The 14,432-nt window shown below is 69.6% G+C and carries 14 protein-coding genes; 10 read left to right on the top strand and 4 right to left on the bottom strand.

The annotated features are described in order from the left end of the window. Positions 1–107: 107 nt before the first annotated feature. On the bottom strand, positions 108–587 hold the full coding sequence (locus GA0070620_RS32355) for a GNAT family N-acetyltransferase (RefSeq protein ID WP_091597637.1): 480 nt from the start codon (positions 585–587) through the stop codon (positions 108–110). After that, positions 584–3,697, bottom strand: coding sequence for an orotidine 5'-phosphate decarboxylase / HUMPS family protein (locus GA0070620_RS32350; RefSeq protein ID WP_231922043.1), 3,114 nt, complete (start codon positions 3,695–3,697; stop codon positions 584–586). Before GA0070620_RS32350 ends, GA0070620_RS32355 begins: the two co-directional genes overlap by 4 nt. 249 nt (positions 3,698–3,946) lie before the next feature. Between GA0070620_RS32350 and GA0070620_RS32345 the strand changes: the two genes are divergently transcribed. The 10 genes from GA0070620_RS32345 to GA0070620_RS32300 all read left to right on the top strand — a co-directional run bounded on the left by GA0070620_RS32345 (position 3,947) and on the right by GA0070620_RS32300 (position 12,525). Further along, entirely contained in the window at positions 3,947–4,330 is a 384-nt protein-coding gene (locus tag GA0070620_RS32345; protein WP_231922504.1) for a zinc ribbon domain-containing protein, read from the top strand. Between the two features lie 117 nt (positions 4,331–4,447). Next, positions 4,448–5,881: an APC family permease gene (locus GA0070620_RS32340; protein WP_091597631.1), complete on the top strand. Its 1,434-nt coding sequence runs from the start codon at positions 4,448–4,450 to the stop codon at positions 5,879–5,881. Then, a complete protein-coding gene (locus GA0070620_RS32335) occupies positions 5,878–6,876 on the top strand; it encodes an acetamidase/formamidase family protein (RefSeq protein ID WP_091597628.1) in 999 nt (332 codons plus the stop codon). The genes GA0070620_RS32340 and GA0070620_RS32335 overlap by 4 nt, the downstream gene beginning before the upstream one ends. Before the next feature lie 6 nt (positions 6,877–6,882). Further along, positions 6,883–7,557, top strand: a complete 675-nt coding sequence (locus tag GA0070620_RS32330; RefSeq protein ID WP_091597624.1) for a GOLPH3/VPS74 family protein — start codon at positions 6,883–6,885, stop codon at positions 7,555–7,557. An 86-nt stretch (positions 7,558–7,643) separates the two neighbouring features. Then, positions 7,644–8,570 (top strand): SAM-dependent methyltransferase, encoded by a 927-nt coding sequence (locus GA0070620_RS32325; protein WP_231922041.1) that lies wholly within the window; start codon positions 7,644–7,646, stop codon positions 8,568–8,570. Further along, positions 8,570–9,175 carry a deoxynucleoside kinase gene (locus GA0070620_RS32320; protein WP_091597621.1) on the top strand — a complete coding sequence of 202 codons (606 nt, stop codon included), beginning with the start codon at positions 8,570–8,572 and terminating at the stop codon, positions 9,173–9,175. Before GA0070620_RS32325 ends, GA0070620_RS32320 begins: the two co-directional genes overlap by 1 nt. A gap of 56 nt (positions 9,176–9,231) precedes the next feature. Beyond that, complete coding sequence (locus GA0070620_RS32315) at positions 9,232–10,257, top strand: zinc-dependent alcohol dehydrogenase (protein ID WP_091597618.1); 1,026 nt, start codon at positions 9,232–9,234, stop codon at positions 10,255–10,257. Next, positions 10,247–11,368, top strand: a complete 1,122-nt coding sequence (locus GA0070620_RS32310; protein ID WP_091597615.1) for a DegT/DnrJ/EryC1/StrS family aminotransferase — start codon at positions 10,247–10,249, stop codon at positions 11,366–11,368. The genes GA0070620_RS32315 and GA0070620_RS32310 overlap by 11 nt, the downstream gene beginning before the upstream one ends. Further along, a complete protein-coding gene (locus tag GA0070620_RS32305) occupies positions 11,365–11,820 on the top strand; it encodes an NUDIX hydrolase (protein ID WP_091597612.1) in 456 nt (151 codons plus the stop codon). The genes GA0070620_RS32310 and GA0070620_RS32305 overlap by 4 nt, the downstream gene beginning before the upstream one ends. Before the next feature lie 444 nt (positions 11,821–12,264). Continuing rightward, complete coding sequence (locus tag GA0070620_RS32300; RefSeq protein ID WP_157741744.1) at positions 12,265–12,525, top strand: hypothetical protein; 261 nt, start codon at positions 12,265–12,267, stop codon at positions 12,523–12,525. Between the two features lie 104 nt (positions 12,526–12,629). Here GA0070620_RS32300 and GA0070620_RS32295 read toward each other — a convergent pair whose 3' ends face one another. Together GA0070620_RS32295 and GA0070620_RS32290 are read right to left on the bottom strand one after the other, a co-directional pair. Beyond that, a complete protein-coding gene (locus tag GA0070620_RS32295; RefSeq protein WP_091597607.1) occupies positions 12,630–13,421 on the bottom strand; it encodes an SDR family oxidoreductase in 792 nt (263 codons plus the stop codon). Between the two features lies 1 nt (position 13,422). After that, a complete protein-coding gene (locus tag GA0070620_RS32290; RefSeq protein WP_091597604.1) occupies positions 13,423–14,397 on the bottom strand; it encodes an LLM class F420-dependent oxidoreductase in 975 nt (324 codons plus the stop codon). Positions 14,398–14,432 lie beyond the last annotated feature (35 nt).

Here is a 14,432-nt window from a genome sequence, read left to right as displayed (position 1 = left end):
AAATGCGCGAACTGCTGCTCACGCCACAACACCTCTGCTGTCCATCCTCATCGCGGACGGTCCACGCCGTCGTGCACGTCCAGCCGCCGCCCGCGTGGCGCCCGAATCTAGCTGCCGATCTGTCGCTCATACACAGCGCGGTGCTTTCCCGGCCCCTTGTAGTCGTAGATCACGGACACGCCTTGCTCGCTGGTGTCTCCTGAGCGGTTACTGAAGCCCAAGCCGAGCCATGCGCTGTGCGCGGCGTGGTTGTCAGGTTCCGAGGTTAGGAACAGGCGCCGGCATCCCCAGAGGGCGCCTTGGCGATGAACCTCTTCCACGAGCGCCCGCGTGACCCCCTGACGGCGGTGGCTGGGGTGCGTCATCACGTCTTGGAGGTAGATCTGTGATGGGTCGACCTGGCTTCGGAAGGCGATCACGCTGCCGGCGACCTGCCCGTCGATGATGGCGAGTGGGCAGGTGTTGGCGAACAGCGTGGCGTACAGCCAGTAGTCCGATGAACCCCGCAGCCTGATGTACGGCTCTCCCAACGCCAGCAGCTTCTCCAGGTCGGGGATCCGGCCGACCGTGAGCGGGGTGATGATCATGAGCGGTGTCCTTCGGTGAGTTCGATCGATGCGGCGAGGTCCCGGGCGGCGACGGCGGGGTCCAGGGAGTCGGTGACTCCGCGACCGACGACGAGGATGTCCCATGAGCGTCGTCGGCTGGCCTCAACGTCGGTGGGTTCGAAGCCGCCGGAGACCGCGACCGGCAGTTTGGTCCATGACCTGATGAGTTGTGCCTGGTCGAGAGGGTGAAAGCCGGCTACGCCCAGGTCGATGTTCGTGGTGATGGCGAAGCCGTCGACTCCCGCGCGTTCCATGTCCTGGACCCAGCCTTGGATCAGCCGACCCTCGGGCACGTCGATCATGATGGGAACGCCCAGGCGTCTGCTCGCTTCGACGGCTGCGGACACGCTGGCGATGCTGGCGGGTCCGATGAGCAGTACGACGTCGGCGCCGGCTTCGGTCGCGAGGACCACCTGGTCGCGTCCCCAGTCTGCGGACATCATCTCGGCGACGATCCACGCACCAGGGGTTCGCTGCTTGATGGCGCTGATGGCTTGAATGCCGACGCTCTTGATGAGCGGGTCGCCGATCTCGATGAATTGCACGCCAGCGATGGCGGCGGCCTGCGCGACGGCGATTGCGTGGTCGATGTCGCGGACATCGAGTGCGACCTGTAGTGCCCGTCCGTCTCGAAGGCGCCGGAAGGCTTCCTTGCTGATGCCTGCGGCTGCGTTCGTGGCGGTGTCGTGGTGTTCGAGCAGGTTGGCTTCGGTGCGTACAAGCCAGTCGGCCGAGGCGACGCCTTGTCGGATCAGGGCCGACTGGACGTTCGTGGGTAGCCGCAGGGCACCGGTACGGATCTCTCGGAGCAGGCCGAACAGGGCGCTGCGGGAGGAGTCCTCGTCCTGTAGAGGTTTCCTGCCGCACTTCAGTAGGAGTCGCTGGGCGGCAACTCGGACATTGCGCGGGCCATGGCGCCACGCTTCTTGGCCCCGGATGACCAGGTCTGCGACCGAGTCTTCGTCTCCAACTCTGAAGGACAGCCCTTGGAGGAGACGTTCGCGAACATGCCAGTTGCGATCGTCGAGAAGCGTGGCCAGTAGGTGTTCCAGACCGGGCGTGGTCGACTGGCCGGCGGCTTCGGCGGCGGCGGCGCGGACTTTGTAGTCGCGGTCCGCGGTCAACGCCTCCACGATCGAGATCACCGTCTGCCGGGGGATCGCGTGGCCCGCTCGGATCCCCTCGGCGAGGGCGGCGCGGGCTCGCCAGTCTGGATGGGCCAGGAGTGTCTTCAGCTCCTGGGAACTGCCGTCGTCGGCGGCGAGGAAGACGTAGAAGTGCCTGGCGAGGAATACCGCGTCCTCTACGGTGTCAAGTTGCGCGAGACGGACGAAGTCGTGGACGGCCGCTATGGGAAGCTGCGTCTCGACGCACGCCACAATGTCGGACCAAACTGCCGGGCCGAAGCGGCGCAGCACCCGCAGCATCCATCGGGGGTACTCAGCGCCCAGTGCTGTCGCGGCTGCGTTGGTGTGCAGGAGGGCTCTGGCCAGCGGTAGGCCATTGTCGTGCAGACACCGGGAGGCGCACACGCGCAGCACCTCGGCGGTGGCGAAGGCCGGGCTCTCACCGGTGAGTTCGAGCATCAACGGCAGCGTCTCGGTGATGCTGATCGACGGTGACTGGGCGACGGCGGCCAGCAGTTCCGGTGACGTCGCGTCCAAGCCCTGCAACAGGAATTCCAGGACACCCCGCAGGTCGCCTGACGTGCTCGTTCGAGCGGCAAGGTCGTTGAGCAACTCGATGGTGATGGACGAGCGCCCGTGGGCCTCGATGAGCTGGGCGAGCCACCGGGCGAAGAGATACTCACGGATGACGTCGTGATGGAACGTCAGGCCGCCGGACGGGCCGGACCGCACAAGCCTCGCGACCGGGGAGGCGGTGAGGTCACCGACGTTCCCTGGCGGGTTGGCTTCGATCGCGGGAAGCAGGTGATGCGGCCATGCCGCAGCGAGCTGCTTCCGCGCGAGTGCCGTCAGGTCCGCGGTGGCGCGTTCGACGTCCAGGCTCGCTGCCTTCAGGATCGAGGCGACGCAGAATTCCACGAGCCGGAAGGCGTTGGTCTGCCCGAGCGGCTCAGTCGACTTGGCGGCCCGGATGAGGCTCATGTACAGCGGCAGTCGGGCCAGGTTGCGGATCCTGGGGGGAAGCGCGTCGAACGGAGGTTCGCTGGACTGCCGCTGCGTGTTCCACACCTCTCGGGCGGTGCGGGCGTCCCAGCGGTCCAGCGGCAGCGACGGGCCGGCACCGTGATCCGGGCCAGGCATGACCGCTGCCGACAGGACGGGGTAGGGCGCCAGCTCGACCTCCGGCGGTGTGCGCAGTACGAGGAGGAACTTCAGGTTTCCCGAGAGCACCTGCCGCAGAGTTGCGTCAAGCTGGCGGCAGACCTTGTCGACCACCGCGCGGGACTGCGGGCTGTCGATGATGACGAGCAGCGGCCTGGACAGGTTCCGGCTCTCATCTTCCAGGGTCAGCAGCGGATCCTCGCCGGCCGGCTGGGATCCGTAGCGGAGGATCTCCCGCGCCAGGTCGATGTCCTCGGTCCACGCGTCGGCGGTCAGCAGCTGAACATCCAGTCCTGGGGCTCGCGACGCCAGGTGGCGAGTCAAGCTGGTCTTGCCGCAGCCCGGAGGGCCGGTGACCAAGTAGACGCGCGCGGCCGAGACGAGGAAGGTCCCGACCAGGCGCTGGACGTCGACCGGGGGCGTGTAGACGAGATCGTCGGGCTGTCGGCCACCGAGCGCCGCGAGGACGGCTGCCGTCCGTTCTCGGGAATGGGTACCGAGATCCTTCCTTGCGGGCCGGTTGGCGTCTGTAGCAACGGTTGAGGCGTCCGGATCTGTGGTCGCTGACGCTTTGAGGGTCTGGGCAAAGCGCTGCTTGACCTCGGTTGGTGACCGTGCCAGATCGACATCGAGCATCTGCTGGGTTTCGTAGCGCATGCGGGTCGCGGAGCCGCGCTTTTCCCAGTTAGAGATGGCCGCTGGATTGACGCCCAAGTGCTCGGCGAAGCCACGCACGCTCATGCGCAAGGCCAGGCGAAGTGCTTTTGCCTCGCGGCCGGTCCACCGCCGTACCGTCTCCACGGGATCGCCCCCAGGCCGTGCACTCAGCGTCGTTGTCGCATTCGGCAGCGTAATAGACGACGGCGGGCGCAGACGAGCTGAAACTAGGACAACACTAGGACGTCCACGCGTCGTCAGGGAGCAGGCCGGACCCGCAGGCTGGTCGCATAGACAACCACGGCGATGGATTGGCCGGACCTCGCGCCACCTTTACCGCTGTGGCCAGCCCTCGCGTTTGCGAGCAGCGGTAGTGGTGGAGGTGCCGTGGCCATGGACCTGCGAAGCGACACCGCGCGCAACCGCGTTCGCCTCGTCGCATCCGGCCGCAGCGGTGAACGGCCAGCGCAGCCCGAGCCTCCTGCCTCGGGGGCCTACACGCTCGCGGGGCTGCTGCGTTGCCGCGGTTGCGGCACGTCGCTGCTACCCGTCCGGATGCTGGGCCGGCGTGCCTACCGGGGGCCCTGTGGCTGCCGGTTGACGGCTGTGGATGCCGAGGAGATCGAACAGTTCGTCCTGGAGGCGGTGGCGGTGCCAGCGCCGGGGTTGGTGGCCGGCGCCGCGCCTGAGGAACTCACTGGAATTTTCCGCCGCTTGTTTGTCGCCGTGCGGGTCGGCGGCTGCGCTCAGGACTTGTCCATCGTGTGGCGTCTGTAGCAGCCGATCCGGCAGGTCCCAGCTCCGCCTCTGCCTACTGAGCCGCCACAGTGCGACCTACTCCATCACGGCCGGGAGCGCGCGGGCGTCGATGACCGACAGGAAGGAAGGAACAGGATGTACACGAGGCAGACAGCGCCTCCACCGGAGATCGGCGTGGCCCAGGTGTCGCCGGACTCGTCGCGGTTCGGGTACCGGCCGGAGCTGCGCCGCTCACTCGGGTTCGCCGACCTGCTCTTCTACGGGCTGGTGTTCATGGTGCCGATCGCGCCGATGGGCATCTTCGGATCCGTCTACGCAGGTGCCGGCGGGATGGTCGCGCTGGCATACGTCATCGGCATGGTGGCGCTGGTGTTCACCGCCGCCTCATACGCCCAGATGGTCAAGGCGTTCCCGCTGGCCGGCAGCGTCTACAACTACGCGGGCCGGGGGATCGGCGCACCCGTCGGCTTCCTCGCGGGCTGGGCCATCCTCCTGGACTACGTGCTGGTGCCGAGCCTGCTCTACCTGATCGCGGCGGTGGCGATGCACTCCACCGTACCGGTGGTGCCCGTCTGGGCCTGGCTGGTCGGCTTCGTGCTGCTCAACACGCTGGTCAACTACCGGGGAATCCGGATGACCGCCCTGATCACCCGCGTGATGCTCATCGGCGAAGTCATCGTCCTGGTGATCTTCCTTGCCGCAGCCGGTCATGCTCTCGCACGAGGCCAGGGACAGGGCTTCTCCTGGACGCCGCTCTACAACCCTGACACCTTCACCTGGGCGCTGGTATTCGGCGCGGTGTCGATCGCCGTGCTCAGCTTCCTCGGCTTCGACGGCATCTCGATGCTCGCCGAGGAGAACAAGGGCGGCGCGGGCCAGATCGGCCGCGCCATGGCCGCCGCGCTGGGCGTGGCCGGACTGCTGTTCATCACCCAGACCTGGATGGCCGCGCTGCTGGTCCCCGACCCAGGCGGCCTGCTCGCGAACGGCGACCCAGACGGGACGGCGCTCTACGACGCCGCACGGCTCGCCGGTGGACCCTGGCTCGCCACCCTGTGCGCGGTCGCCACCGCCGCCGCCTGGGGCGTGGCGAACTCCCTCGTCGCGCAGGTCGCCACCTCGCGGCTGCTGTACGCCATGGCCCGCGACCGGCAACTGCCGAAGTTCCTGGCCACGGTCTCGGTACGCCACAGCGTGCCCACCCACGCCATCACCCTCACCGCGCTGGTGTCGCTGGCGATCGGCCTCTACATGAACTGGCGCGTCGACGGCATCACGCTGCTGTCCAGCCTGATCAACTTCGGCGCGATGACCGCGTTCCTCGTACTGCACCTGGCCGTCGTCTGGCACTACCTGGTCCGCCGCCGCAGCCGCAACTACGTCGCGCACCTGATTCTTCCGGGAGTCGGGTTCACGATCCTCGCCTATGTCGTGGTCAACGCCAACGTGGCCGCCCAACGCCTCGGCTTCGTCTGGCTCATCCTCGGCCTGTTGACCCTGGCCGGTCTGTACGCCGCTGGTCGTCGTCCCGAGCTGTCCGGCCTGGCCAGCGGACGGGAGTCGGCATGACCAGCACGGTTACCTACCAGCCGACCGAGAACGAGCTGCGCTACACCTTCGGCGGCGGTCCGGCGGTCGCCGAGATCAAGCCCGGCAGCCTCCTGGTCACCAGCACCCAGGACTGCTTCGGCGGCGCCGTACTCACCGTCGACGACCTGCCCTCGAAGGTGTGCCAGGCGTTCAACCCCGTCACCGGCCCCTTCCACGTGGCCGGCGCGGAACCCGGCGACACCCTCGCCCTGCACTTCGCGGCCATCACCCCCGCCCGCGACTGGGGCATGTCCGCCACCTTCCCGCACTTCGGGGCACTGACCGGCACCCACACCACGGCGATGCTGCACCCGCCGATCGAGGAAAGGGTGTGGCGCTACACCATCGATACCGCCGCCGACACCGTCACCTACCACGCCCGCCGCTCCGACCACACGATCGTCATGCCCCTGGAGCCGATGCTCGGCACCGTGGGAGTCGCCCCAGGCGGCGGGGAAGCACGAGCGACGATCGTGCCCGACGCGCACGGCGGCAACCTCGACACCCCGGAGATCCGCCCAGGAGTCACCGTCTACCTCGGCGTCAACGTCCCCGGCGCGCTGTTCGCCATCGGCGACGGCCACGCCCGCCAAGGCCAGGGCGAGGTGTGCGGCGTGGCGGTGGAGACGGCCATGAACGTCACCATCGCCGTCGACCTGATCAAAGGCGTGACCACACCACGGCCGCGCATCGAGACCGACCACCGGATCATCTCGATCGGCGCCGCCCGACCCTTGGAGGACGCGTACCGGATCAGCCAGCACGACCTGGTCACCTGGACGGCACAACTGACCGGGCTGGAGTTGCTCGACGCCTACCAGCTCGTCTCCCAGGCCGGCCGCGCCGCACCCGGCAACGTCTGCGATCCGCTCTACACCATGCACGCCGCCCTCACCAAAGCCGTCCTGGCAGGCGCGAGCCCATACGGCGGAGTACATCAGCGGCTGCGCCACATCGCCGAGCCGACCAGGTGACCCGCCATGAACAACGCCGCATTCGACACCCCACCGGTCCGCCTCCCGCTGCGCGTCGAGCTGTTCGTGCTGACCCACAACGACAGCGGCGCCCCGCTGGCCCACCTGCCATCCCTGTCGCTCGCGCTGGCCGGGGCCATCCTCACCAACCTGGTCGCACCGATCGAACGGGTACGCGTCGTCGGCGACGCCGCCATCGCCGTGCACAGGCAACCCACCGGCGACCCGGTCGCCGACTGGGCGCTGACATTCCTGGCCCGCCACCACCGTTCGCTGTCCGTCCGTGAGGCCGTGCGGCTGCTCGGCGAGCACGCCTACGACAAGGTCACCGCCGGGCTCATCGCCGGCGGCCTTGTCGAACGAGTCACCAGACGCCGCATGCTCGGCCGGTCCGTCGCCTACCCGCCGACAGACCCCGCGGTCATCCACCGCGTCCGTGGGCGGCTGCGGTACGGCGTCCTCGGCTACGACGACCCCGACCCGCAGACTGACGCTCTCGCCGGTCTACTACGGGCCCTGCGGCTCGAATCCGAGCTGTACCTCGACGGCTTCGACACCGACCTGCGTAACCGGCTCCGCCAGATGCTCGCCCGCGCCGGACACCACACACCCGCCACCAAAAAGATCATCTGCGCCGTCGAAGACCTCATCGGCGAGACCGCCGTATCGGTGTACCGATGAGCACCCACGACACCGCCACAAGCACCGGGCAGCCACCACCACCGAGGGCGATCACGAGCGCCCCAGCCGGCACCAGGGGAACGACCATGGGAACTGAGGCGATGAGCTGGGCACCCGCCGAGCTTGATCTGAGCCGCCCGAACGCCGCGCGAATGTACGACTACTTCCTCGGCGGCAGCCACAACTTCGCAGCCGACCGTCAAGCAGCCGACGCCGTTCTCGCCGTCGCACCCCACGTCGCTGACGCTGCCCGCGCCAACCGAGCATTCCTGCGCCGCTCCGTCCGATACGCGCTGCAGCAGGGCATACGCCAGTTCATCGACCTCGGCTCAGGCATACCGACCGTCGGCAACGTTCACGACATCGCCCACTCCGTCAACGCCGACGCACGGGTGCTCTACGTCGACGTCGAGCCGGTAGCCGTGGCACACGCCAGGGCCCTGCTGGGCGTCGACCCGCGAGTCGACGTCATCCAAGCCGACATCTGCTTCCCGGACTTCATTCTCGACAACCCCGCCACCCAGCGGCTGATCGACCTCGCCCGCCCGGTGGCCATCCTGTTCGTCTCGGTCCTGCACTTCATCCCCGGCGACGCCAACGCCATCGTGGAACCCTTCCGCGCCGCGGCGAGTCCCGGCAGCGCCCTCGTCATCTCCCACGCGACCTCCGGCACAACCACCAGCCAGACCGAGGAGGTCCAGCGGCTGTACCAGCGCACCCCCACTCCACTGCAACTCCGACACCCCGCCGACGTCCAGGCACTGTTCGGTGACTTCGCCATGGTCGCGCCCCAACCCGGCGCAGCGTCGCGCCCAGACGGCGCCGCGCTCGTCCCGGTATCTCACTGGCGCCCCGACCCCGAGGACCACCTCCCGGCGGAAGGGACGTCGGCGAGCCCCTTCCTCGCCAACTTCCTCGCCGGAGTTGGCATGAAAGGACCCGCTGTCATGACGGAACAGCCAAGGCCAGAGTCGGCCGGACAAAGGGCATCCAGGCCATCGGGCAGGGGCTGATGTTCATCGGACTCGCCGGGCCGACGGGTGCCGGCAAGACGACCCTCGCACAGCGACTCGCCGAGCGTCTCGGAGCGCGTCTGATGCGCGACCCGTTCGCCGACAACCCCTCTCTCCCGAAGCTCTACGCCTCCGGGAAGACCTGCCCCGCGGCCCTGGCACTTCAGGTCGAGCTGACCTTCCTGGCGCTGCGCGTCGCGCAACTTCGCGAGATCCACGACCTGCTCACCCACGGCACCCCCGTCGTGGCGGACTGGTCCATGGCGCAACAGGTCATCTTCGCCCACATCACCCTGCCGCCCGAGGACGCCAGTCGAGTCAGAAAGACCTGCGCCACCTGGAGCGACGCCGCCGCACGACCCGACCTTCTCATCGCCCTGACCGCACCGGCGCCGGTCCTGGCCCGCCGAATCACCCAACGCGGCAGACCCATGGAATCCGCGCTGTCCACCGCCTACCTCGAACACCTCACCCGAGCCTTCGACAGACCGCTCGGTGACTACGCCAGCCGAATCATCCGACTCGACACCAGCGAATTCGACGCCTTCAACGACGAAGACGTCGACGCGCTCCTTGCCCGCCTACCAGCCATGGAGAGACCATGACCGAAGCCGACGTCGCACAAACCCGCACTGCCCACGCGCCCCCCTGCAGCAGGGTCATGATCACCGCTCCTGGCCAGGTGGAGATCGTCCGCGAGCACCTGCCCGCACTCGGCCCCGACGACGTCTACGCCGAATCGGTCGTCTCCGGCATCAGCCACGGCACCGAGATGGCCTGGATGGCCGGAGACGCCGCGGCGCTACACCGGTCCTGGGACCCGCAGCGACGCATCTTCCTCAACGGCGCCGGCCGGGACTTCCCGGTCGCACCCGGCTACGAGACCATCGCGCGGGTCACCGCCGTCGGCGAGGCGGCTGTCGGCAAAGTGAGTATCGGCGACCTCGTCACCCTCGACCGCCCGCACGGCACCGCGCACATCGTTCCCGCGGACGCCGCTCTCGCAAGCCGGTTGCCGGCCGGTGTCGACCCCGAACGCGCCGTCTTCTTCATCCTGGCGCGCGTCGCCCTCGGCGGCGTCCACGACGCCGAGGTACGCCTCGGCGACACCGTCGTCGTGGTCGGGCTCGGCACCGTCGGCCTCCTCGCCGGCCAGCTCGCGCGACTCGCCGGAGCCGCCAAGGTCATCGGGGTGGACCGTTATCCGCTGCGCCTGGACACCGCCGACTCCCTCGGCATCACACCCGTGCACGCCACCACCGACGACATCGCCGTGCAGGTCCGCAAGCTCTGCGGCCCCCAGGGCGCGGACGTCGCCATCGAAGCCTCCGGCTCCTACCGTGGCCTGCACGAGGCGATCCGCTGCGTCCGGGTGGGCGGCCGGGTCGCGACCGTCGCCTCCTACCACGGCGACCAGGACGGCCTACGACTCGGCGAGGAGTACCACCGCAACCGCATCACCCTGATCTCATCCATGACCGTCAACGGCTGCCCACAGCGCACCCACCCCGCCTGGGACCTGCCCCGACTCAACGCCGCCGCCCGAGAACTGGTCATCAGTGGGCACATTCATGTCGACAGCCTGGTGACCCACCGCTTTCCCTTCAGCGAGGCGGCCAAGGCGTACCACCTGATCGCCCAGCGCCCCGAGGAGACCATCAAGGTGGTGCTCACCTATGACAAGTAGCAGCCACGACGTCCTCAACCCCGTCGACGACCGGTACACCCCTGCACCCTGCGACGAACTCGACGAAATACGCGCCACCCTCGACGACGGCCGCCTCTCCGGCGGCGCCCCCGTCCTCGCCCTCTACGAACAGGCGCTCGCCAAACGCTTCGGTGCCCGCCGCGCCATCGCCGTCAACTCGGGAACCTCCGCGCTGCACGCCGCGCTCACCGCCCTCGGCGTCCGACCCGGCACCGAGGTCCTCGTTCCGGCCACCGCGCCCCTGCCGACCGCCATGCCGGTACTCACCTGCGGAGCCACGCCCATCCCCGTCGACACCCTGCCCGAATCCCTCGCCCTCGACCCCGCCGACATCCAGCGCAAGCTCACCGGACGCACCCGCGCCACCATCACGCTGCCGCTCTGGGGCTACCCCAACGACGAACGAGCCAGCACAGACCTCCTCGCCCAGGCGGGAGTTCCGGTCATAGAGGACGCATGCCAAGCCCACGGCACCCGCGTCGGCAACCAGTTCGCCGGCACCCACGGCGCAGTCGGCTGCTTCTCCACCCACGACCGCAAGCTCCTATCCACAGGCGAGGGGGGCTTTGTCCTCACCGACGACGAGGAGCTCGGCGAGCGCATCGACTGGTACACCCACCTCGGCCACCTGCGCGGCACCACCCACGGCGTCAACTACAAGCTCGCCGGCCCCCTGGCCGCCATCGGCCTGCGCCGTCTCAAGCTCCTCGACGGTCAACTCGACCGACGCCGCCGCAACGCCCAACGCGTCCTCGCCGCGCTGCCTCCCGGCGGCCTGCTGCGGGAACTGCCGTACGGCGTCCAGGACAAGCCGAACTACTACAACCTCGTCCTCACCATCAAGGACCGCATCCCCCAAGTCGCCGCCGCGTTCGAAGCCGCCGGACTCCCACCCGACTCGATCCGGTGGCGCTACCGGCCGCTGTACCACCAGCCCATCTTCCAGCCCTACGCCAACCAGTGCCCCAACGCCGAACACCTCGCCACGACCACCGTGCAGCTCCCCGTTCACCCCGGAATGACGGACGCGACCGTAGCGTGGATGGCCGACCGCGTAGCCCAGATCGCCCAGGGAGAAACCCGAGCATGATCCGCCATTTCACCAGCTCAGCCATCGTCTTCAACGACGAGGGCCACGTCCTGCTCGTGCACCACAACAAGATCGACCAGTGGCTGTACCCCGGCGGACACGTCGACCCCAACGAAGACCCCGCCGAAGCGGCACTCCGCGAAGTCCACGAGGAGACCGGGATCATTGCCGACATCCTCGGTCCACAACCATTCCGGCACCCCGCCGTACGAAGCATCCCGAGCCCGTTCGCCATCATCGAGATGGACATCGAAGACCGCAAGGTCGGACCGCATCGACACATTGATTTCGTCTACGTCTGCCAGGCAGCTGGCGGCGACCTGGCGGCGCAGGTCGAAGAGGTTGGCGGCGCACGGTGGGTACCCGTGGAGAACATGGCGGCTCTGCGCACGCCCGCCGAACTCCCCGCGCTCGTCTCTGAAGCCGCCCGGCTGATTCCCCAGCCAGCGTGAGAAACCCCAAGAGGCAATGAAGCGGAGGACGCCGCAGGATACCGGGCGTCCTCCGCAGTCTCGCCCGGCGCGGCGCACAGAGTCATGCGGGCCCATCCCCAGCCACCGAGCCGCCGGTAAGGGAGGTTGAGGGTGTGGTCGGGGGCTGCCCGGTCAGACCGGTGGCTAACGGGAGCCGTTCGACGAGGCGGGGGTTGGCCGGGCCAAACGGTCATGATCAGGTCGATGCGGCTGACCACCCAGAGCCCGGCGACAAGCGCCGCGATCTTCGCCCGGCGGGGGGACGCGGGGGCTTTGCGCAGCGGCGGGCGGTGGTGACGCAGCCGGGCATAAAGGGCGGCCAGTCGCGCAGGGTGCCGGGAGGGAGCCGGCGGACCAGAAGGTGCGGGTCACCGCGCCGCGCCCACGGCCCACTGTCGTATCCAAGTGCCACGATTGGCCGCTGTGAGCAGACCACGACGTTCCTGGGACTGGCGCGACTGGGCGCAGGCGGCCGCCGATGTTGCTTCGGGTGAGGTGCACGAGCACCAGCAGTTCGAGCTGAAGGGCGAGAACTACGGCAACGGCGAGAGCGCCAAATGGGACCGGTTCGAGGCCTGGTTTCAGGGGGAGTGCCCTTGCGATCAGCCCGACTGTTCGGAGGGCCATTGGCGGCGCGAGTTCCGCATCCCGAGGCCGCGGTCGGCCACGGTCCTCGCCGTTTAGCGCTACACCGGTTACGGAGGTGATGATCCGCTTGCCGCCTTGGCTTCTTTCGACGCTTGACTACGTCAAATCGTCAGGCCGTAGACCCAGCCAGCGCCAGGCCGTCAGGCGCTCAGCCGCCGGACCAGCTTGCGCAGGCCGGCCTGCCACCCGTCCGGGTCCTCGGCGCGGCGGCGCGCGTACCCGGCGACCTCCGGGTGCGGCAGGATCAGGAACCGCTCCTCGGCCAGGCCCGCCACGGCGGCGTCGGCGACCTGGTCGGGGGTGAGCACCGCACCGGAGGCGGCGGTGACCCGCGCGCCGAGGTGACCGGCGGCCAGCCCGTCGGCGAGCATCGGCGTGTCCACGCCCTGCGGGCAGAGCGCGCTGACCCGGATGCCCCGGTCCCGGTAGGTGATGGACAACCACTCGGCGAACGCGACGGCCGCGTGCTTGGTCGCCGTGTAGGGGGCGTCGCCGACGGCGGTGAGCACCCCCGCCGCCGAGCAGGTGTGCAGCAGGTGCCCGCCGCCGCGGGTCAGCATCCCCGGCAGCACGGCCCGCGCGGAGTAGACGTGGGCCAGGACGTTGACCCGCCAGGCGCGATCCCACGCCCGGTCGTCGGCCTCGATCCCGCCGCCGCTGGTCACCCCCGCGTTGGCGCAGAACAGGTCGATGCGCCCGTAGCGCCGCTCGGTGTCGTCGACCAGGGCCTTGACCTGCTCCTCGTCGGTGACGTCCAGGGTGGTCGCGTGGGCGAGCGGGCCGATGCCCTCGGCGACCGCGCGCACGGCGTCGCCGTCGAGGTCGGCCAGGACGACGGCGGCCGCGCCCTCGGCGGCGAAGCGGCGAGCCAGCGCGGCGCCGATGCCACCGGCGCCGCCGGTGATCACCGCGATCCGGTCGGTGAGGTTCACGTCAGCCCTCCCCTTCCGGGCCCAGCCGCGCGATCAGCTCGGTGACGGCGGCCGCCCCACCGGCGCCGACCTCCGGGGTGGGCAGCAGCGCCAGCACCGGCACGTCGACGCCGGCGTCGACGTAGCGGCGCACCTGCTGGCGGCAGTGCTCCGGCGAGCCGTGCAGGATCAGCGCGTCGACGACGTCGTCGGACACCGCGGCGAGGGCGCCGCGCCGGTCACCGGCCGCCCACGCCGTCCACATCGGCCCGAGCGTCTCGTCCCGGCCGAGCCAGCGGTGGAACGCCGCGTACGCCGGTACGGTCAGGTAGCTGGTGATCATGCGTCGGCCCAGCGTGCGCGCGTAGCCGGCGTCCTCGGTGGGGCAGACGAAGATACGGGCGGTCACCTCGAAGCCGGGCCGCCGCTGCCCCAGCTCGCCCAGCGCGCGGGGCACGTCGGTCGCGGCCAGCCAGTTGAGCAGCACCCCGTCGGCCTCCGCGCCGGCCAGGCGCAGCATGCCGGGGCGCAGCGCGGCCAGCATGATCGCCGGCGGCACCGCGGGCGGACGCTCCAGGGTGAACCGGCGCACGGTGAACGTATCGTACGCGGCGTCTACGGTCTCCCCCGCGAGCGCGGCGCGCAGAAAGCGCAGCACGTCGCGGGTGCGCCCGTACGGGTCGGTGAACGGCACCGCGTTCCAGTCCCCGACGACGACCGGCGAGGACGCGCCGATGCCGAGCGTGAAGCGCCCCGGCGCGGTCTCGGCCAGCGCGGCGGCGCTCATCGCCAGCAGGCCGGGCCCTCGGGTGAACACCGGTGCCACGGCGGTGCCCAGCCGCAGCCCGGGCTGCCAGGCGGCGGCCAGCGCCAGCGGGGTGAACGCGTCGGTGCCGGCGACCTCGGAGGACCAGACGTCGGTGAACCCGCAGCCGTGCAGGGTCGCGTAGACCGCGGCGTGGTCGGCCAGTGGGATGCCGCCCAGCGGCACCGTCATGCCCCATCGCGTCGTCACCCGTCGATACTGCCCGG

The organism is Micromonospora krabiensis, assembly GCF_900091425.1.
GTDB lineage: Bacteria > Actinomycetota > Actinomycetes > Mycobacteriales > Micromonosporaceae > Micromonospora > Micromonospora krabiensis.
This window is presented reverse-complemented; position numbering and strand designations above follow the sequence as displayed.

Bases quoted from the DNA above. Each gene is read 5' to 3' on its own strand.
- GA0070620_RS32340 (WP_091597631.1), top strand. From the start codon at position 4,448: ATGTACACGAGGCAGACAGCGCCTCCACCGGAGATCGGCGTGGCCCAG.
- GA0070620_RS32335 (WP_091597628.1), top strand. From the start codon at position 5,878: ATGACCAGCACGGTTACCTACCAGCCGACCGAGAACGAGCTGCGCTAC.
- GA0070620_RS32290 (WP_091597604.1), bottom strand. From the start codon at position 14,397: ATGACGGTGCCGCTGGGCGGCATCCCACTGGCCGACCACGCCGCGGTC.
- GA0070620_RS32310 (WP_091597615.1), top strand. From the start codon at position 10,247: ATGACAAGTAGCAGCCACGACGTCCTCAACCCCGTCGACGACCGGTAC.
- GA0070620_RS32345 (WP_231922504.1), top strand. From the start codon at position 3,947: ATGGACCTGCGAAGCGACACCGCGCGCAACCGCGTTCGCCTCGTCGCA.
- GA0070620_RS32305 (WP_091597612.1), top strand. From the start codon at position 11,365: ATGATCCGCCATTTCACCAGCTCAGCCATCGTCTTCAACGACGAGGGC.
- GA0070620_RS32315 (WP_091597618.1), top strand. From the start codon at position 9,232: ATGATCACCGCTCCTGGCCAGGTGGAGATCGTCCGCGAGCACCTGCCC.
- GA0070620_RS32325 (WP_231922041.1), top strand. From the start codon at position 7,644: ATGGGAACTGAGGCGATGAGCTGGGCACCCGCCGAGCTTGATCTGAGC.
- GA0070620_RS32355 (WP_091597637.1), bottom strand. From the start codon at position 587: ATGATCATCACCCCGCTCACGGTCGGCCGGATCCCCGACCTGGAGAAG.
- GA0070620_RS32320 (WP_091597621.1), top strand. From the start codon at position 8,570: ATGTTCATCGGACTCGCCGGGCCGACGGGTGCCGGCAAGACGACCCTC.
- GA0070620_RS32330 (WP_091597624.1), top strand. From the start codon at position 6,883: ATGAACAACGCCGCATTCGACACCCCACCGGTCCGCCTCCCGCTGCGC.